We start from the raw sequence: 17,544 nt of genomic DNA on the forward strand, positions 1-17,544 counted from the left end.
CTCAACCCTTCCCCGGGTGAAGGGCGCCGCAGCCTCCGCAGGTGCGGGCCTTTTCGTCGCCGTAGAACGCGGTGAAGACCGGCGGCAGATCCTCGACGATGTCGCGCACCTGGAGTTCCACTTCGTGCACCAGCGCGGCGCATTCGAGGCAGTACCACTGGAACTTCTCCAGCGTGCCCTCCTCGCGGACGCGTTCGATGACCAGGCCGATCGAGTCGGCTTCCGGGCGCTGCGGCGAGTGCGGGATATCGCCCGGCAGCAGCCAGGTGTCGCCTTCGGAGATACGGACGGTCTTCTGACCCTCGTCGGTCATGATGTTCACGTGCATGTTGCCCTTGAGCTGGTAGAACCATTCCTCATAGGGATCGACGTGGAAGTCGGTGCGCTGGTTCGGCCCGCCGACGATCTGCACGATGAAATCGTTGCCGAGCGCCATGGTCCGGTTGTTCACCGGCGGCTTGAGCAGATGCTCGTGCTCGGCGATCCAGGCCTGGAAATTGACGACGTCGGGAATGCGGGTCATCGCGGGACCTCCGTGCCTTTCGGTAGATGAGCGATCGCCTGGATTTCGATCAGCAGATGCGGATGCGGCAGCTGGTGCACGGCGACCGTGGTGCGGGCAGGGCCCGTTTCGTCGAAGTATTCGCCGTAGATCTCGTTGTAGCCGCCGAAATCGTTCATCGAAACCAGGAAGGTGGTGATCTGGGTGATGTCGGCGAGGTCGGCTCCGACCTCGTGCAGGATGCCGCGGATGTTCTCGATCACCGCGCGGGTCTGCGCCCGGATGTCCAGGTTCGTGGTACCGAGTTCGTCCACTTCGACGCCGTCGAACGTGTTGTCCGGACGCCGGGAGCTGGTGCCGGACACGAAGATCAGGTCTCCCGCGACCTTCACATGCGGGAACCGGCCCCTCGGCTTGGCCAGCCCTGAGATCACTCGCCCGCTCATGCCAGCCCCCGCACCGAAACCCGGCCGAGTCCGGCGATGTCCGCCTCGGCGACGCCGGGCGCGAACGGCACCGCTTCGGTCGCCGCCCCGGCCAGCACCACCTGCCCGGCCCGCAACGGGATGTCCCGTTTCCGGCACAGCTCGACCAGCGCGTGCAGCGCGCGCACCGGATCGCCGAGGATCGCCGCCGTCGAGCCGGTCACCTCGCGGTCCCCGGACCGCAGCCGCACCGCCCGGTTCGCCACCTCGCCGAACGCGCGCCACGGGCCGAGCACGAACCCGGCGGCCGAGGTGTTGTCCGCGACCACATCGGTGTGGGTGAACCGGAAATCGCGGTACCGGGAGTCGATGATCTCGATCGCCGGTGCCATCGCGTCCACAGCGGACTCCACGTCGAACGCGGGGTCGGCGAGGTCGACATCGCGGGCCAGGCGGTACGCGACCTCCGGCTCCACCTTCGGGTGAATGAAGCCCGCCAGCGAGACCTCGCCGCCGTCGGCGACGCGCATCGCGTCGGTGAGCCTGCCGGCGATCACCTCGGACACGCCCATCTGCGCCATCTTCGCCTTGCTGGTCAGCCCCAGCTTGACCCCGAGCACCCGCTCGCCACGGCTCTCCCGGCGGGCCACCAGCGCGGCCTGGATCGCGTACGCGTCGGCGATGTCGAACTCGTGATCGTCGGCCAGGCTCGGGGTGTCCACACGCGAGGTCTGCGCCGTGTCCAGCCGGTCGGCGAGCGCCGACATCTCCTCGGTGGCCATCATGTGCTGCTCCGTACGAGGTCGAGTGCGATGTCCACGATCATGTCCTCCTGCCCGCCGACCAGCTTCCGCCTGCCGACCTCGGTGAGAATCCGCCGGGTGTCCAGTCCGTAGCGGGCGGCCGCGCGCTCGGCGTGCAGCAGGAAACTCGAGTACACCCCGGCGTAACCGAGGGTCAGCGTCTCGCGGTCCACCTGCACCGGCCGTTCCCGCAGCGGGCGGACCAGGTCGTCCGCCGCGTCCTGCAACGCGAACAGGTCCGCGCCGTGCTCCCAGCCGAGCAGGTCGGCGACCGCGACGAACGGCTCGGCCGGGCAGTTGCCCGCTCCCGCGCCCTGTCCGGCCAGCGCGACGTCCACCCGGTACGCGCCGTGCTCGACCGCGGTCACACTGTTCGCCACCGAAAGGGAAAGGTTTTCGTGCGCGTGGATGCCGATCTCGGTGTGCTCGCCGAGCACCTGCCGGTACGCGTCGATCCGCTCGGCGACCCCGTTCATCGTCAGCCGCCCACCGGAATCGGTGACGTACACACAATGCGCGCCGTAGGACTCCATCAGCCTGGCCTGCTCGGCGAGCGCCGCCGGCGGGGAAAGATGGCTCATCATCAGGAATCCGGACACGTCCATGCCCTGCTCGCGCGCCCAGGCGATGTGCTGCGCGGCCACGTCGGCCTCGGTGCAGTGAGTGGCGATCCGGACGCTGCGCACCCCGAGGTCGCGGGCGCGGCGCAGCTGTCCGATGGTGCCGATACCGGGCAGCAGCAACGTGGTCAGCGTGGCGTTCTCGATCACCTCCGCGGCCGCGGTGATCCATTCCTCGTCGGTGTGCGCGCCGAATCCGTACGTCGCGCTGGACCCGCCGATCCCGTCGCCGTGCGCGACCTCGATCGCCGCCACACCCGCCTTGTCCACGGCGGACACGATCCGCCGGACCTGGTCCACTGTGTACGCGTGCCCCATCGCGTGCATACCGTCGCGCAAGGTCACGTCCTGGAGGTAGACCTTCATCCGAGCCACCCCCTCAGTTCGGCGATCCGCTCGGCCGTGCGCAGCGCCGCCGAGGTCATGATGTCGAGATTTCCCGCGTAGTCCGGCAGATAGTGGGCCGCGCCCAAGACTTCGAGGAACACCGAGACCTTGAGCCCGGAGATCTCGCGGCCGAGCTCGGGCACCCATTGCCGGGACACGGGGTCGAACTGCACTTCCTGTTTCAGTGTGTAGCCGGGCACGTAGTCGCGCACCCGCTCGGCCATCAGCCGGACAGACGCCGCGATCTTCTCCCGGTCCGGCTCGCCCTCGACCAGGCAGTACACCGTGTCCCGCATGACGATCGGCGGGTCGGCCGGGTTCAGCACGATGATCGCCTTGCCCATCGCGGCACCGCCGACCTCACGGATCGCGGCCGCCGTCGTCTCGGTGAACTCGTCGATGTTCGCCCTGGTCCCCGGTCCTGCCGAGCGGGACGAAATCGACGCGACGATCTCCGCGTACGCGACCGGCGCGACCGAGGACACCGCGGCCACGATCGGGATCGTGGCCTGTCCGCCGCAGGTCACCATGTTCACGTTCGGCGCGGCGAGGTGCTCGTCCAGGTTCACCGGCGGCACCACGAACGGACCGAGCGCGGCCGGGGTCAGGTCGATCATCAGCTTGCCGTGCTCCTCGGCCACCTCCGCGTGCCGCCGATGCGCACCGGCCGACGTCGCGTCGAAGATCACCCGCACGTCGGCGAACTCGGGAAGCGCGGCGAGGCCGTCGATGCCGCCGTGGGTGGTGGCCACCTTGAGCCTGGCGGCCCTGGCCAACCCGTCCGAGGCCGGGTCGATACCCGCCATCGCGGCCATCCGCAGCGTCTTCGACAACCGCAGCACCTTGATCATCAGATCGGTGCCGATGTTGCCGGAGCCGATGACGGCGACCGGAACCGTTGCTGTCACTGAGTCTCCTCCTCGATCACCGCGTCGACCTCGCCGAGTCCGTCGAGGCGCAGCCGGAACCGGCCCGCGCCCGTGACCGGCACCATCGGGCCGAGCGCACCGGATATCACCACGTCGCCCGCGCGCAACGGCTGCTCGCGGGCGGCCAGCTCGCGAGCCAGCCAGGCGACCGCCACCACCGGCGAGCCGAGGCAGGCGTGGCCCGCGCCGAACGACACCGGTTCCCCGTCGAGCTCCAACGTCATCCCCGTCGCGGCGAGATCCGGGCCGGTCAGCGAGAACGGAGTGCACCCCAGCACCACCGCGCCACTGGACGCGTTGTCCGCCACCGTGTCCACTATGGACAGGTCCCAGGCGTCGATCCGGGAGTCCACGATCTCGATCGCGGGCAGCACGAACTCGGTCGCCCGCAGCACGTCCGCGACCGAAGCGCCCGGCACGTCCAGATCGCGGCCGAGCACGAACGCGATCTCGCCTTCGGCACGGGGTTGCAGGAACCGTCGGTACGGAACGGGTTCGGTGTGCGCGTACAGCATGTCGTCGAACAGCACGCCGAAGTCCGGCTGGTACACGCCGAACTGCCGCTGCACCGAAGGCGCGGTCAGCCCGATCTTCGCCCCGGCGACCCTGGCGCCCGCCGCGACCCGCTCGTCTCGCAGCCTGCGCTGCACCGCATACGCCGCGTCGACATCTTGCGTACCAAGAAGTTCACGCACCGGCGGGCACGTGGTCGCGGTGCTCGCCGCGGTCGCGAGCCGGGCGGCGGCGGCCTCGATCGGCGCGCTCACAGCCGCACGCACACATTCGTCGGCTCGGTGTAGAAGTGCAGCGAAGACGCGCCGCCCTCCCTGCCGATCCCGGAAAGCCCCATCCCGCCGAACGGCGAGCGCAGGTCGCGCAGGAACCAGGTGTTCACCCAGGACATACCGACGTGCATGGCCTGCGCGACCCGGTGTCCCCGGCGCAGGTCCTGGGTCCACACCGAGGACGCGAGCCCGTATTCGGTGTCGTTGGCCAACGCGATCGCCTCGTCCTCGGTGTCGAACGGGATCAGTGCGGCCACCGGGCCGAAGATCTCCTCTCGCACCGGCCGGTCCTTGTTGGTCAGGCCGGTCCACAAGGTCGGCTCCAGCCACGAGCCGCCGTCGAGTTCCGGGCCGAACTCGGGAATCCCGCCGCCGATCAGGGTTTTGGCGCCGGCCTCCTCGGCCAGCGCGAGGTAGTCCAGCACCTTGCGCCGGTGCTCCGGCGAGATCAGCGGGCCGGTGGTGGTCCGCTCCGCCGACGGGTCGCCGAGCCGCAACCCGCGCGCCCGCTCCACCAGCCCGGCCGCCACGTCATCGAACACCGAGCGCTGCACGTACACCCGCTCGGTGCACAGGCACACCTGCCCGGTGTTGGCGAACACCGACCGGGTCAACCCGGCGAGCGTCTCGTCGAGATCGGCGTCGTCGAACACGATGGCGGCGTTCTTCCCGCCGAGTTCGAACGACACCGGCCGGACCCGGGGCGCGACCGTGCGCATCACCTGGGTTCCCGTGGCCGACGAGCCGGTGAACGTCACCCCGTCGATGCCGGGATGCTCGGTCAGGTACTGCCCCGCCGAATCTCCGCCGAAGCCGTGCACCACGTTGTAGGCACCAGCGGGCAAACCGACCTCGGCCAGCACCTCGGCCAGCAGGGTCGCGGTGGACGGGGTCTGGTCGCTCGGCTTGACGACGACCGCGTTGCCGCAGCCGAGCGCGGGCGCGACCTTCCAGGTCAGCAACAGCAGCGGCAGGTTCCACGGCACGATCACCGCGACCACGCCGAGCGGCTTGCGCACCGCGTAGTTCAGCGCCTGCGCCCCACCGGGCAGGTCGGTGACGAACGATTCCTGGCCGGCGGCCGCGATCACGTCGGCGAACGTGCGGAAATTCGCCACCGCGCGGGCCACGTCCAGTTCGCGGGCCTGGGTGACCGGCTTCCCGGTGTCCGCGACCTCGGCCGCGACGAACTCCTCGAACCGGGCCTCGATCCGGTCGGCCGCCCGGCGCAGCAGCGCGGTCCGCTCCCGCACCGGCGTGTCCGCCCAGCCGTCGTGCAACGCCGCGCGCGCACCGGTGACCGCGCGGTGCACCAGCTCCCGGTCGGCCTCGTGCACCCTGGCGAAGTCCGCACCGGTCGCCGGATCGACGGCCGGGAAACCCGGCCCGTCCGGCTCGGCGAACTCACCGTCCACGAAGTTGCGGATCCACCGCACTGACTGCGTCATGCCGTTCACTCTGACCGGACGCGCCATGCGGAACAAATGCGTATCTGCTCGCCAGCTATACCGAAATGCGCATACCCGCAAGGCTCGACCCTTACGTCCTTCCCCCGAACCGAGCGGCGCAACACGCGTGTCGTCCACCTGATCACGCGTGTCGTCCACTCAGTCACGCGAAACCGCCTTAGATCGCCGCGCTTGCCCCGGATACACCAGCGACCACGGCAGGCACAGCGGCCGCGCGTGAAGGCACCCTTCCCTCGGCTCAGCCGAGGAAACTCGGCCTTCACACCTTCCTCAGTACCTGAAGGACTCCAGTCAGGCGCTCGCGTAAGTTTTCGCGGTCGCGGGGATGCCGTGAAGGGCCCCTTTGAGACCTTCACCGTCTCAAAGGGACCCTTCACGACATAGGGAGTCGACGCCGGGCCGCGGGAAGCGCCGAAGAGCAGGGAAGGGGGCCTTCAGACGCAAACCCAGTACATGAAGGGCCTCGTCCGAACACGAATCGCCACTCACGACGGTCCAGCGAGCGTGTTGCGGAACCGATCCCGCGTCGCCACCCCCGCGCTATACCCATTCGGGCATGACAGACCGGGAATTCGGCATTTGTGGCCTATGCCTCACGGTGTAAAGCTTCTGCCCAATCGCCGGCAGCCGCGCTCGGCTGTCGCCCGAGTCGATTGGGTTTTCGCAGATGAACGCACCCGCGCCCCGCAGAATCGCCGCCGCCACGCTCGCCGGGACCACCCTCGAGTGGTACGACTTCTTCCTCTACGGCACCGCGTCCGCGCTGATCTTCAACAAGCAGTTCTTCCCCTCGCTGAGCCCCACGGTCGGCACCCTCGCCGCGTTCAGCACCTTCGCCGTCGGCTTCATCGCCCGCCCGCTCGGCGGCCTGGTGTTCGGCCACTTCGGTGACCGGATCGGCCGCAAGTCCACGCTGGTGGTCTCGCTGATGCTGATGGGCATCGGCTCGACGTTGATCGGGTTGATCCCGAACTACCAGGCGATCGGCATCTGGGCGCCGATCCTGCTGGTCGCGATGCGGATCGTGCAGGGCATCGGGCTCGGCGGCGAAGGCGCGGGAGCGACCCTGATGTCGATGGAACACGCGCCGGCCGATCAACGGAACCGGTACGCCGGGTTCCCGCAGATGGGCACCCCGGCCGGGCTGGTGCTGGCGAATCTGCTGTTCCTCGGCAGCAGCGCGGTGATGCCGGCGAGCGCGTTCGCCGCGTGGGGCTGGCGGATCCCGTTCCTCCTGAGCTTCGTGCTGGTCGCGATCGGCCTGCTGATCCGGCTGCGGATCACCGAATCACCGTCCTTCACCCAGGCGGCCAAGAACGACAAGGTGGTCCGGTTCCCGCTCGGCGCGGCGCTCAAGGTCGGCTTCGGCAGGCTCGCGCTGACGCTGCTGGTGGGCGTCGCGAACTCGGCGGTCGCCTACGTGTTCATGGTCTTCACCCTGTCTTACGGAACCCAGAACCTGCACTACGACCGGCAGTTCCTGATCCTGTCGGTGACCGGATCGGCCGTGCTGTGGTTCGCCACCATCCCGATCTGGACGCGCATCGCCGACCGCCACGGCAGGCGCACCATGTTCGTCGCCGGGTCGGCCGCGCTTCTGCTGTGGTGCCTCGCGTTCTTCCCGTTGCTGAACACCGGCGACGCCGGGCTCGCGATGCTCGCGCTGGCGGGTATGGGCCTGGTCGTCCCGATCACCCACTGCGTGCAGGGCGCGATCATCGCGGACACCTTCCCGGTCAACGTCCGGTTCTCCGGTATGTCGCTGCTGCTGCAGGGCGGCGCGATCCTCGGCGGCGGGCTCGCCCCGATGATCGCCACCGCGGTGCTCAACGCCACCGGCTCGACCACCGGCATCACCTGGTACCTGGCCGCGATCTGCGGCGTCAGCATGGTCAGTGCGATGGCCTTGTTCCGGCTGATCCCGTCCCGTGCCACGGATTCCACAATGGACGGACGCCGCGACGCGGTTCCGCTGTCCGTGAACACCCGCCCGTCCGGGCTCGACGATCATTAGAGTCCGTTTCATGCCGGTCACCACACGCACGGTCGAATACCCCGCCGACGGACTCACGATGATCGGGCACCTCGCGCTCCCGGCCGGCGCCGGCCGCCGGCCCGCCGTCCTGATCGGACCCGAAGGGCCGGGGCTGAACGACTTCCAACGCCGCCGGGCCGACGCTCTCGCCGAGTTGGGGTATGTGGCGCTGGCCTTCGACATCAACGGCGGGCGCTGGTTCTCGGACCCCGACGAGATGCTGGCGTATGCGATGCCCCTGCTCGCCGACCCGGACCGGATGCGGGAGATCGGCCACGCCGCTCTCGACGTGCTGCGCGCCGAGCCGCGGACCGACCCGGACCGGATCGCCGCCATCGGCTACGGCACCGGAGGCGCGATCGCGCTGGAACTCGGGCGGGACGGCGTCGACCTGCGCGCGATCGCGACGGTGAACGCGCTGACCACGGGCCGGCCGGGCGAAGCGGCGCACATCCGCTGCCCGGTCTGGGCCGGGGTCGGCTCGGAAGACCCGATCATGCCGCCCGCGCAACGCGAGGCGTTCACCGCCGAAATGCAGGAGGCCGGTGTCGACTGGCGCCTCGTGGTCTACGGCGGCGCCCTGCATGCCTTCCACCACCCCACGGTCGACCACGCCGTGCTCCCCGGCGTCGGCTACCACGAGCGCCACGCGCAGCGGGCCTGGCACGACGTCGTCGGCCTGCTCGCCGAATGCCTGCCCGAGTGATCCGTCTTTGTCTTACCTCGCAAGCCATTCCGCAGGCGAACTGCCGAGCCGGGAGGTGGGCGACGACCAGCGCGGTGCTGTCTCGCTCACCCGGATGACGGGGCCGACCGGCGGTCAGGTGACCGGGGCCGCGGCGAAATCATCGATCAGAGCTTGGCGTTGCACCAGCATCGAGGATTGGCACAACGAGACCTGGACGCGGTACGACCCGCCTTCGCGGGCGCGGCGGGCGAGCGCGAGCATGGCGCCGTAGCCGGTGAGGAAGTCGCAGAGGTAGCTGATCACCCAGCCGGCGCTGAGCAGGACGGTCCAGCAGCTCGAAGAAGCGGTCGGAGCGCGCTTGCTCGAGCGGCTGCGCGGAGCGCTGTGAGACCTCGACGCCGTCTTGGCCGCCCTGCACTCGGGCGACGTCGACGCCGCACTCGCTCGCGGCGACGTCCACGCCTCCGGCGTCACCGGCACGCTGCTGTCCGAAGAGGACCGGCTGACCGCGGTCTCCACCGGTTCGGAACTGGCGGCCCGCGGGGAGCTGGACTGGTCGGAGCTAGCGGACCATCCCGTGGTAGCCAACACCGTCAGCGGAGCGACGAGCCCGGACGACCGGCTGCCGGGGAACCGGCCCGTGCGCGGCGCACCACGGGTCGCGCTCAGGTTGCCGTGGCCGACGCGCCGCACCGGCGACCCGCTACTGCGGCGCCTGAGCGAGTCCGCTGAACCCGTCGACGCTTGCAGGCTCGCGCGCGAAGTGCTAAGAGAGAATTAGCACTCCGAGGTCGAGAGTGCTAATCACTTCACGAAGCAGAGAGCCGGACATGACAGCTGTGATCATCTTCAGTGCCGTGGTCACGGGCATCGTCGCCATGGTCGCCGCGGCCGCCCGCAGGTACCACCTCGACGATCTCTCCCGGGACTGACAACGGACTCCGCCTATCGAGCCGATGGAGCAAATCAATGGGGTTGAACAAGATCTGGATCCGCACCCTCAGTGATGGTCTTCTCCGAGCCGACCAGGTCATCGGCCTGACCGCACACGCCACACCGTCGATACCCGGCAAGTCACCGCGATGGCTGCTCGACGTCACCATCGCCATCCCCGCGGGCAGCGGCAACAACAGCGGCTGGGACGTGGGCATCCTGCATCGCACGCTGGTCCAGACACCCGTCGAACCCGTCGAGGCTCCCGAAGTGCTCGCCCGCCTACTCTCCCGGCTCGACGAGCCGGACACGGCAGGGATCATCGAGCTGAAGGCCACCCGTTCATCGGACGGCGCGGGAGCGATCCAGTTCGACTTCCATTCCTTCGACGACCGGCGAGACGTATCAAGCCGCCGTTGAAGGGGTACTCCGAAGTCGCGCACTGACACAGGGAGGACCGTGATGCTCGACGACGACAAGCCTGAGGCGGATGTGGCCGACCAGCTTCGTCCCGCCCACCCGGCGGACAGTGACCTCGACGGTGAACCGGCCGAGACGTCGGGTTCGATACCGGAGGCCGATCCCGCCGATGTAGCCGACCAGCGGCGGGATATTCCCGTGCCCACCGGCGAGGAACCGTGGCTCTGAAAGGCTGACGCTGCCGTCCGCGCCAGGGTTAGCGTGGGGCCATGCTGATCGAACATCGAGGGCGGCGGCCCGTGGTCCCCGACTCGGCGTACGTCGCCCCGTCCGCGGTGCTGTGCGGCGCGGTGGTGCTCGGCGAACGGGCCCGGGTCCTGCATGGCGCCGTGCTCACCGCGGAAGACGGGGAGATACGCACCGGGGCGGACGTCGTGATCATGGAGCACGCGCTGGTCCGCGGCCGCGACCGGCATCCCGCGATACTCGGCGACGCGATCCTGATCGGGCCGCACTCCCACGTCAACGGCGCCACCATCGAGGACGAGGTGTTCGTGGCGACCGGCGCGTCGCTGTTCCCCGGCTCGGTCGCCGGCGCCGGTGCCGAGCTGCGGATCAACAGCGTGCTGCACGTCAATTCCCGGCTGGCGCCCGGCGCCGTGCTCCCCATCGGCTGGATCGCCGCCGGGGACCCGGCCACGCTGTTCTCGCCGGATCGGCACGACGAACTCTGGGAACTACAGCGCTCCTTGGACTTCCCGGGCACGGTGTACGGCGTCCCGAGAGGAACCACGATGCGCGAGATCATGTCCCGGCAGACCGGGTTCTACGGGGCGCACAAGGACGACAGGACACTCGAAGACTGATCGAACGCTCACCGGCCCGGACGCTTTCGGCTCACTGGGCTTCCGAGGGGAGATCCTCGTCGGAGCGCACGGGGGTGCCGTAGTCGCCGGGCGGAAAGGCCGGACGATCCCCGGACCGCCGGCGGGCGACCAGCGTCGCACCGACCGCCAGCGCGGCATAGCCGGCCAACCACCAGGTGAATTCGGCCGGAACCCGGCTGGTGAACACCACGTCGACCAGGATCGCCACCGCGAAGACGGCGGGCTCGGCGAGACGGCTGTCTTGAAACCGTAGTTCGGAATCGACGGCGATCGACGCGGCGTCCTCGGCGCGGGTCCGGCGGAAGGCCGAGCCGGCGAGGATCGTGCCGGTGGACAGCGCCGCCCAGCCGAGGGCGATCAGCCAATTCTCCGCGAAGGTCTGTGCCGTGGTGCCGGCGTACATCGCCGCGGCCAGTGCGGCGCCACCGCCGAAGGTGATCACGTACGTCGTCAGATACCAGCCGCCTACGACCCGTAAAGCCGAAGGCCTCCGGTCCGCGACCGGCAGGCCGCCCAGTTCCCGTTCGCGGTACAGCGACGACACCCAGGACCCGAGCTGGGTCGTCGCGAAAACGACGAAGGCGTACCGGCTGTAAGTCGTCTCGCCGTCCGGATCCAGGAGGAATTCTTGGACTCCGAAAGCGATCAACAGTCCCAACCCGGCAAGCCCGAAGCAAGCGGACAAGATCATCTTGCTCGTGGTGTTCGCCGTCTGGCGCGCGCCGACCCGGACGGCGATCAGCCTGGCAGGCGTTTCCACCTCGACACCACGTTCGCCCAGCCACGCGCGGGTGGCCTCGATCTCCTCAGGCGTCGGTTCGCCCCGTTTGGTCCCCATACCCAGTCCCTCTCGTCCGCGTACCGGATGTACGCGTGGCACCGGCCCGTGGTTGCCTCAGCGGGAATGTCCTTTCGACACGCGGTCGTCCGGCGCTGCGTTAGGCTCGGCGAAATCGGGGAGATGAAGGGGGACGACCGTGGTCGACTATCTCGGGCCTGGTCACACCGCTCGGCTGACCGCCGCCATGAACACTTTCCACAAGGCTCTCACCAAGCGCTGGCGGGAAGACGCCGCGACGGCGATCGAGGTGGGGAGTGACCTGACGCAGGGAATTCTCCGCTGCTACGCGCCCGGGCCGAACGAGCATTGGGACTACACGTCCCCCTCCGCACGAGCGCATATCGACTACGGCACGTGCTCCTACCTCGATTGGGTGGAAGACGGCCAGCAGGGTGAACTCAGCGCGGTGACCTGCGCGGGCAAGACCGGTCACCTCGTCGTGCTCGGTGACCGGAATCCGCCCAAGGACGAGCCGATCGTCTGCGGCGTCGGTTCGATTCTCGCTCAGGTGGAGACCTGGGCATGGGACGAGCGGACCACCCTTTTCACCAAGCTGCCGATGTTCGACGCCCACAATCTGAGCCTCCTCGAAGCCGCCCACAACGACTTCCTCAACCTCGGCAAGGGTCTGGGCTTGGAAGCGAAAGAAGGTTCCCCCGTCAGCAACCTCGGCAAGGCCGACGGTCGCGAACTGGGAAGCAATGTCGAGGCGCTGTGGAGCGAGCGCACGCATTACACCGACTGGTGGGCGAGCTGGACCGGCTTGTCCGCCAACCGGGCGAAAGACGGATTCTTCGCCTCCGTCGGGCCGACCCTGCAAAACCAGTCCGGTATCACCGGCGCGCTGGCCAACCTGTATTCCTTGCGCGCCGCGATCGTGGAAATGGCGCGTAACGACGCACTTTTCGCCATCCAGCAGGCCACCAAGGCACTCGGCGAGACTGAGACGATCACCACCGATCTCGCGAGCACCTGGAAGGTGGTGGCCGGAGCAGGCGCGGTCCTCGGCGTCGCGGGCATCTGGTTCCCGCCGGCAGGCGGTGTCGGCGCCGTGGTGGGGCTGGTCGGTTTCCTCGGCGAGAACCTGCTGCGACCCGGCGAACGGGAAGGGTACGCGCACGGCGTACGGGAGGTCGTGTTCCGGCTCGGCGGCGATATCGACGAACTCAACAACGAATTGACCGTCCTGGAGAGCGAATACACCGCGAAGGTCGCCGAATTGCGATCGCGGATCAGTCAGATCAAAAGCTTCAACCTCGAATTGTACGATCTCAGCCTGAACACGGCGACCGGTGACCCGAAGACGCACGGCGGCCATTTCACCGTCGACATCAGCACTGTGCTGGAAATGGCGAAGTGCTGCTACGACACGGCCGAGCTCTATGAACCGCTACTACGGATCATCAAGCACACCGAGGTGGCCGACAGGCATCTCGCCGACGAGGACGGGAAACAGACCTGGGCGGATATCGAGCTGGCCGATATCCGGGACGCGCTGGCAGGCTTCCTGAGCACCACCTGCGCCCGCTACGCACTGGCGGGAGACAACACCGTGGCCGCCGCCAAGGCCTACGGGAAGACCGACCGGGCCGCGAAAGAGGCGACGGACAGGATCCTGGCCGACTGGGAGCGCGTGGGGAAGCAGGGCAATCCCGTCCCGCACCGTCCGGCACCCGGTTCCGGCGCCGACACCGCCCGGACGGACCGGGAGGAGATCGAGCCGACGACACTGCCGCCCTGGTTGCACCCTGGGGAGAACCCCACCCGGAACGACGAGGGTGACTACGAGACGGAGCGGCAGCCGGTCGGCTGACCGCTCTCCGCCGCGTCACAGCGCGGGCGGCGGCAACTCCACGAAGAACTGCGCGGAACCCGGGCGGACCACGGTGACGACGGCCTCGATCACGGTCCCGTCTTCCGTCCGGGTTTCCCGGCGGCGTTGCATGGCGGGCACACCGGCCTCGCTCTCGAGCAGTTCGGCCTCGCGCGCGCCGAGCACGACCGGCTCGAGGTAGACCTTGAGCGGGCCCAGCGGAATCTTCTTCGCGGCGAAATAGCGCAGGCTCACGAAGTCGGCGAGGTCCTCGTCGAGCAGGTTCGGCGCGACCGAGAAGAGGATCGCGTGCCGTTCGAGAGTGCGCGGCCGCTCCTGGAGGTCGAGCTTGACGCGCACCAGCTCGACGACCGCGGCATCCGGGTCCGCGCCAGCGATCTCGACGACGGCGTCGCCTGCCCGCACGATCCGCTGGGACACCACCTGATGCCTGCCCGGCACGCCTTTCTCCGCCGCGCCCGGGGCGGCGAAGTTCAGCAGGTTGATCTGTTGCCGGACGTCGGCGACGAACGTTCCGTGCCGTCGCCTTCGCACGACCAGCCCGGCGTTGGCCAACTCGTTGAGCGCTCGCTGCGCCGTGGCCCTGCTGACCCCGTACTGGCTCTGCAGTTCCGCTTCGGTGGGCAATCGCGCGCCGGGCGGGAGGTCGCCACGCTGGATCTTCTCCTCCAGCTCACGCCGGATCTTCAGATGCAACAGCGTGGCCATGATCGAACCATACAAATCGCGATTCGATCGGTCAATCGGACTATTGACCGGTCTAAGCGTGTTTTGTACGGTCATTTGCAGGCTCGGGAGGAGACCGCAAATGAAGATCATCGTTGTCGGCGCCGGAATCGTCGGCGTGAGCGTGGCGCGTGCACTCGCCGTCGCCGGGGCGGACGTGGTGCTGCTGGACCGATGGGGCCCCGGACGCGGGACGACCGCCACGACGTTCGCGTGGACCAACGCGAACCGCAAAACCGATCCCGCCTATCACCGGCTCAACGTCGCCGGAATGGAAGAACACGAGAGACTCGCCAAGGAACTCGCTGGCACGCCGGCATACTTCCGCGGTGGCGGCCTCCACTGTGCGGACGCGCGCGGCGAATCATGGCTGACCGAGAACGTCGAACGGCTGCGATCGCGGGACTACCCGGCGCAGTGGGTCGATCGCGACGAAGCCCGGCGGATCGCCGGTGACGTGCGCATTCCGGAAACCACCACGGCGATCGCACACTTCCCCAGCGAGGGTTACGTACTCCCGGAACGCCTCCTCGCCGCCGTACTCGACGATGCCCGCGGACACGGCGCGATTCTGACGATCGGTGAGGTCGTGGCCGTTGACGACGGGCCGGAGCGCGCGTCCGTCACGCTCGCCGACGGAACGATCCTCGGCGCCGACCGGGTCGTGGTCGCCACCGGCCGGTGGACCGACCGGCTCGCCGCGCGCAGCGGTTTCGACATCCCCATGGTGACCGACGCCCATCGCGGCTCCCCGATCGTCGGCCTGCTCGGGTACGTACGCTCCCCCGCGATCGACCTCCGCTGCGTTCTGCACACCCCGGACCTCAACCTCCGCCCCGATGCGAGCGGCGCCGCCGTGGTGCAGGCGCTCGACCTGAGCTCCTCCGTCGACCCCGCGGACGGCGAAGTCGACGGCGACATCAGCGCCGCCGTGGCCGCGCGGTTCACGGCCCTGACCGGTCGTCCGTCCCCGGAAATCGACTTCCGCGTGGCGATCCGGTCCATGCCCGCCGACGGGCACACCATCGCCGGATACCCGCCGGAGACCTCGCGGATCTACTTTCTCGTCACCCACAGCGGGATCACGCTCGCCCCGGTCCTCGCCCGGCTGGCCACGGCGGAGATCGTCACTGACACCGCGCAGGACGCCCTCGCCGCCTTCCGCCCGGCCCGGTTCGCGGGAGTGCCGCGCTCGGAACCCGCGGTCGAGCGGCCCACCCGCCTCGGTGAGCAGTGAATCCTTTGCGCGCCAACGCCACACCTGGACATGTACCCCCTACGGGTATAGTGTTCCTGGCGATCGATCGACCTCAGGAGGAGCCGTGCAGCGTCTTCATTCGCTCGACCCGGCGGACGCGCCTGCCAAGTCGGCCGAGTTGCTCGACGAGCTCATCGGGCGGCGCGGCCCGGCAGGCCCGATGGTGACCGCGATGGCCCACTCCCCCGCGCTCCTTCAGGGATACCTCGACTTCTCGAGGGCCATGAAGCGGGTGAAGCTTTCCCAGGCGCTGAGCGAAAAAGTCTCGCTCGCCCTGCAGGAGTGGATCGGGTGCGCACTGTGCCTCGACGCGCACACTCACGCCGCGCTGAAGGCCGGGCTCAGCGAGACCGACGTCTCGCTGGCCAGGCAAGGCACGTCGACCGACCAGCGTGAGGCGGCGTTGATGGCGTACGCGGTCCGTGTACTGGCCGAACCGGCTTCGATCCGCGACGAGGACGTCGCCGAGTTGCGCGAGCACGGCTGGAGCGATCGGATCATCGCCGACACGGTGGGACTGGTGGCACTCAACCTGCTGACCGGTTCGTTCAATCTCGTCGCAGGACTCGAACCCGCGTCTGCCGAGCAGTCCACAAAGGAGAAACCCGCTCATGTCCACTGAGCACGAACACCACGGCCACGAACACCACGAGCACCACGCGGGCAAGGCGTCGTGGGGCATGGCGGCGTCGGCCACCCTGCACTGCCTCACCGGCTGCGCCATCGGCGAGGTGCTCGGCATGGTGATCGGCACCGCGCTGGGCTGGGGCAACGTCGCGACCATCGTGCTCGCCGTCGCGCTGGCGTTCGTCTTCGGTTACGCCCTGACCATGCGCGGCGTGCTCCGCGCGGGTGTCGGCTTCAAACAGGCCCTCAAGGTCGCCCTCGCGGCGGACACCGTGTCGATCCTCGTCATGGAGATCATCGACAACGCGGTGATGGTCGTCGTACCCGGCGCGATGGAAGCCGGCCTCGCGAGCTGGCTGTTCTGGGGCGCGCTCGCCTTCGCGCTCGCCGTGGCGTTCGTGCTCACCACCCCGGTCAACAAATGGCTCATCGGCCGCGGCTCCGGGCACGCGGTGGTGCACGCCTACCACCACTAGGAAGGCCCGATGGAGACCATCACGTACCACGGCTTCGACGGCTGTCCGCTCCACGCGGTCTCCCTCGGTTCCGGGCCACCCCTGGTGCTTCTGCACGGGGGTGGCCCGGATCATCACAGCCTCGTCCCGCTGGCCGAGCGGCTGGCGGACCGGCACACGATCGTTCTCCCCGACGTGCGCGGATACGGCCGATCGGTATGCGCCGACCCGGCCCGGCACACCTGGACCCAGTACTCCGACGATGTCGCGGCGCTTCTCGACCACCTGGGCGAACAGCGTGCCGTCATCGGCGGAACCGGGCTCGGCGCCACGATCACCCAGCGCACCTGCCTCGAACATCCCGGCAGGGTCCGCGCCGCCATCCTGATCAGCGTCGAAGACATCGAAGACGACGAAGCGAAGCAAGCCGAGATCGCGTTCATGGACGCGTTCGCCGAACGTGTCCGGACCGGCGGTATCGAAGCGGCGTGGGCGCCGGTTCTGCCCGGGCTCGCTCCCGTCATCGGCGCGCTCGTACGCGACGCCATCCCGCGCTCCGACCCCGCGAGCATCGCCGCCGCGGCCGCCATCGGCCACGACCGCTCGTTCCGGTCCGTCGGCGAACTCGCCGCCATCACGGCCCCCACCTTGGTGTTCCCCGGCATGGACGAACGGCATCCGGCCGCGCTGGCGGAGAACGCCGCCAGCGTCATACCCGATGGGCGTCTCGCGCCGGTTTCCCTGTCGAGCACTCTGCGTACCGCCGAGGATCTCGCCGACGCGTTCGCGCCCGCGATCCGCCGGTTCCTCGCCGAACAGCACGGTGATTAGCCGACGGCCTGGTGGCTCTGCCGTGGGGGGGGGGGGGGGGGGGGGGGGCGCCCCCGGCGCGGCCGCGCGGGGGGTGGGCGGACACCGCC

At 69.0% G+C, this 17,544-nt stretch carries 22 protein-coding genes; 12 read left to right on the forward strand and 10 right to left on the reverse strand.

Annotated features, from left to right (window positions below):
- Position 1 precedes the first annotated feature (1 nt).
- The 7 genes from ACIHAO_RS38640 to ACIHAO_RS38670 are packed head-to-tail and all read right to left on the reverse strand — an operon-like array spanning position 2 to position 5,899.
- Positions 2-523: a 3-hydroxyanthranilate 3,4-dioxygenase gene (locus tag ACIHAO_RS38640; protein ID WP_396566540.1), complete on the reverse strand. Its 522-nt coding sequence runs from the start codon at positions 521-523 to the stop codon at positions 2-4.
- Positions 520-948, reverse strand: coding sequence for a RidA family protein (locus ACIHAO_RS38645; protein ID WP_396566542.1), 429 nt, complete (start codon positions 946-948; stop codon positions 520-522). Before ACIHAO_RS38645 ends, ACIHAO_RS38640 begins: the two co-directional genes overlap by 4 nt.
- Positions 945-1,712 (reverse strand): 2-keto-4-pentenoate hydratase, encoded by a 768-nt coding sequence (locus ACIHAO_RS38650; RefSeq protein WP_396566544.1) that lies wholly within the window; start codon positions 1,710-1,712, stop codon positions 945-947. Before ACIHAO_RS38650 ends, ACIHAO_RS38645 begins: the two co-directional genes overlap by 4 nt.
- Entirely contained in the window at positions 1,709-2,716 is a 1,008-nt protein-coding gene (gene dmpG, locus ACIHAO_RS38655; protein WP_396566546.1) for a 4-hydroxy-2-oxovalerate aldolase, read from the reverse strand. The genes ACIHAO_RS38650 and dmpG overlap by 4 nt, the downstream gene beginning before the upstream one ends.
- Positions 2,713-3,645 carry an acetaldehyde dehydrogenase (acetylating) gene (locus tag ACIHAO_RS38660; protein ID WP_396566548.1) on the reverse strand — a complete coding sequence of 311 codons (933 nt, stop codon included), beginning with the start codon at positions 3,643-3,645 and terminating at the stop codon, positions 2,713-2,715. The genes dmpG and ACIHAO_RS38660 overlap by 4 nt, the downstream gene beginning before the upstream one ends.
- A complete protein-coding gene (locus ACIHAO_RS38665; protein ID WP_396566550.1) occupies positions 3,642-4,433 on the reverse strand; it encodes a 2-keto-4-pentenoate hydratase in 792 nt (263 codons plus the stop codon). The genes ACIHAO_RS38660 and ACIHAO_RS38665 overlap by 4 nt, the downstream gene beginning before the upstream one ends.
- Entirely contained in the window at positions 4,430-5,899 is a 1,470-nt protein-coding gene (locus ACIHAO_RS38670) for a 2-hydroxymuconic semialdehyde dehydrogenase (RefSeq protein WP_396566552.1), read from the reverse strand. The genes ACIHAO_RS38665 and ACIHAO_RS38670 overlap by 4 nt, the downstream gene beginning before the upstream one ends.
- Before the next feature lie 688 nt (positions 5,900-6,587).
- On the opposite strand from ACIHAO_RS38670, the gene ACIHAO_RS38675 reads away from it, so the two are divergent.
- On the forward strand, positions 6,588-7,934 hold the full coding sequence (locus ACIHAO_RS38675) for an MFS transporter (RefSeq protein WP_396566554.1): 1,347 nt from the start codon (positions 6,588-6,590) through the stop codon (positions 7,932-7,934).
- A gap of 10 nt (positions 7,935-7,944) precedes the next feature.
- Positions 7,945-8,661, forward strand: a complete 717-nt coding sequence (locus ACIHAO_RS38680; RefSeq protein ID WP_396566556.1) for a dienelactone hydrolase family protein — start codon at positions 7,945-7,947, stop codon at positions 8,659-8,661.
- Positions 8,662-8,775: 114 nt separating this feature from the next.
- Here ACIHAO_RS38680 and ACIHAO_RS38685 read toward each other — a convergent pair whose 3' ends face one another.
- Complete coding sequence (locus ACIHAO_RS38685; protein ID WP_396566558.1) at positions 8,776-8,946, reverse strand: hypothetical protein; 171 nt, start codon at positions 8,944-8,946, stop codon at positions 8,776-8,778.
- Between the two features lie 10 nt (positions 8,947-8,956).
- Between ACIHAO_RS38685 and ACIHAO_RS38690 the strand changes: the two genes are divergently transcribed.
- From ACIHAO_RS38690 to ACIHAO_RS38710, 5 genes are all read left to right on the forward strand, one after another.
- Positions 8,957-9,031 (forward strand): hypothetical protein, encoded by a 75-nt coding sequence (locus tag ACIHAO_RS38690; RefSeq protein WP_396566628.1) that lies wholly within the window; start codon positions 8,957-8,959, stop codon positions 9,029-9,031.
- Between the two features lie 15 nt (positions 9,032-9,046).
- Positions 9,047-9,424 (forward strand): LysR substrate-binding domain-containing protein, encoded by a 378-nt coding sequence (locus ACIHAO_RS38695; protein WP_396566560.1) that lies wholly within the window; start codon positions 9,047-9,049, stop codon positions 9,422-9,424.
- A 188-nt stretch (positions 9,425-9,612) separates the two neighbouring features.
- On the forward strand, positions 9,613-9,996 hold the full coding sequence (locus tag ACIHAO_RS38700; protein ID WP_396566562.1) for a hypothetical protein: 384 nt from the start codon (positions 9,613-9,615) through the stop codon (positions 9,994-9,996).
- A 42-nt stretch (positions 9,997-10,038) separates the two neighbouring features.
- The gene (locus ACIHAO_RS38705; RefSeq protein ID WP_396566564.1) at positions 10,039-10,224 is read left to right on the forward strand and encodes a hypothetical protein; all 186 of its coding nucleotides are present in this window, start codon (positions 10,039-10,041) and stop codon (positions 10,222-10,224) included.
- Positions 10,225-10,265: 41 nt separating this feature from the next.
- A complete protein-coding gene (locus tag ACIHAO_RS38710; protein ID WP_396566566.1) occupies positions 10,266-10,862 on the forward strand; it encodes a gamma carbonic anhydrase family protein in 597 nt (198 codons plus the stop codon).
- A 31-nt stretch (positions 10,863-10,893) separates the two neighbouring features.
- On the opposite strand, the gene ACIHAO_RS38715 is transcribed toward ACIHAO_RS38710, so the two are convergent.
- Positions 10,894-11,721: a hypothetical protein gene (locus ACIHAO_RS38715; RefSeq protein WP_396566568.1), complete on the reverse strand. Its 828-nt coding sequence runs from the start codon at positions 11,719-11,721 to the stop codon at positions 10,894-10,896.
- Positions 11,722-11,860: 139 nt separating this feature from the next.
- Here ACIHAO_RS38715 and ACIHAO_RS38720 point away from each other — a divergent pair, with 139 nt between their 5' ends.
- Positions 11,861-13,537 carry a hypothetical protein gene (locus ACIHAO_RS38720; protein ID WP_396566570.1) on the forward strand — a complete coding sequence of 559 codons (1,677 nt, stop codon included), beginning with the start codon at positions 11,861-11,863 and terminating at the stop codon, positions 13,535-13,537.
- A 15-nt stretch (positions 13,538-13,552) separates the two neighbouring features.
- Here the strand turns inward: ACIHAO_RS38720 and ACIHAO_RS38725 are convergent, their stop codons facing one another.
- A complete protein-coding gene (locus tag ACIHAO_RS38725; protein WP_396566572.1) occupies positions 13,553-14,266 on the reverse strand; it encodes a GntR family transcriptional regulator in 714 nt (237 codons plus the stop codon).
- A 100-nt stretch (positions 14,267-14,366) separates the two neighbouring features.
- Between ACIHAO_RS38725 and ACIHAO_RS38730 the strand changes: the two genes are divergently transcribed.
- The 4 genes from ACIHAO_RS38730 to ACIHAO_RS38745 all read left to right on the forward strand — a co-directional run bounded on the left by ACIHAO_RS38730 (position 14,367) and on the right by ACIHAO_RS38745 (position 17,455).
- Complete coding sequence (locus ACIHAO_RS38730) at positions 14,367-15,521, forward strand: NAD(P)/FAD-dependent oxidoreductase (RefSeq protein WP_396566574.1); 1,155 nt, start codon at positions 14,367-14,369, stop codon at positions 15,519-15,521.
- Positions 15,522-15,606: 85 nt separating this feature from the next.
- Positions 15,607-16,164, forward strand: coding sequence for a carboxymuconolactone decarboxylase family protein (locus tag ACIHAO_RS38735; RefSeq protein ID WP_396566576.1), 558 nt, complete (start codon positions 15,607-15,609; stop codon positions 16,162-16,164).
- Positions 16,154-16,645, forward strand: coding sequence for a DUF4396 domain-containing protein (locus ACIHAO_RS38740; RefSeq protein ID WP_396566578.1), 492 nt, complete (start codon positions 16,154-16,156; stop codon positions 16,643-16,645). The genes ACIHAO_RS38735 and ACIHAO_RS38740 overlap by 11 nt, the downstream gene beginning before the upstream one ends.
- A gap of 9 nt (positions 16,646-16,654) precedes the next feature.
- Positions 16,655-17,455: an alpha/beta fold hydrolase gene (locus ACIHAO_RS38745; protein ID WP_396566580.1), complete on the forward strand. Its 801-nt coding sequence runs from the start codon at positions 16,655-16,657 to the stop codon at positions 17,453-17,455.
- Positions 17,456-17,544: the final 89 nt, after the last annotated feature.

It is taken from the genome of Amycolatopsis sp. NPDC052450, from assembly GCF_044547565.1.
Classification (GTDB): Bacteria; Actinomycetota; Actinomycetes; order Mycobacteriales; family Pseudonocardiaceae; genus Amycolatopsis.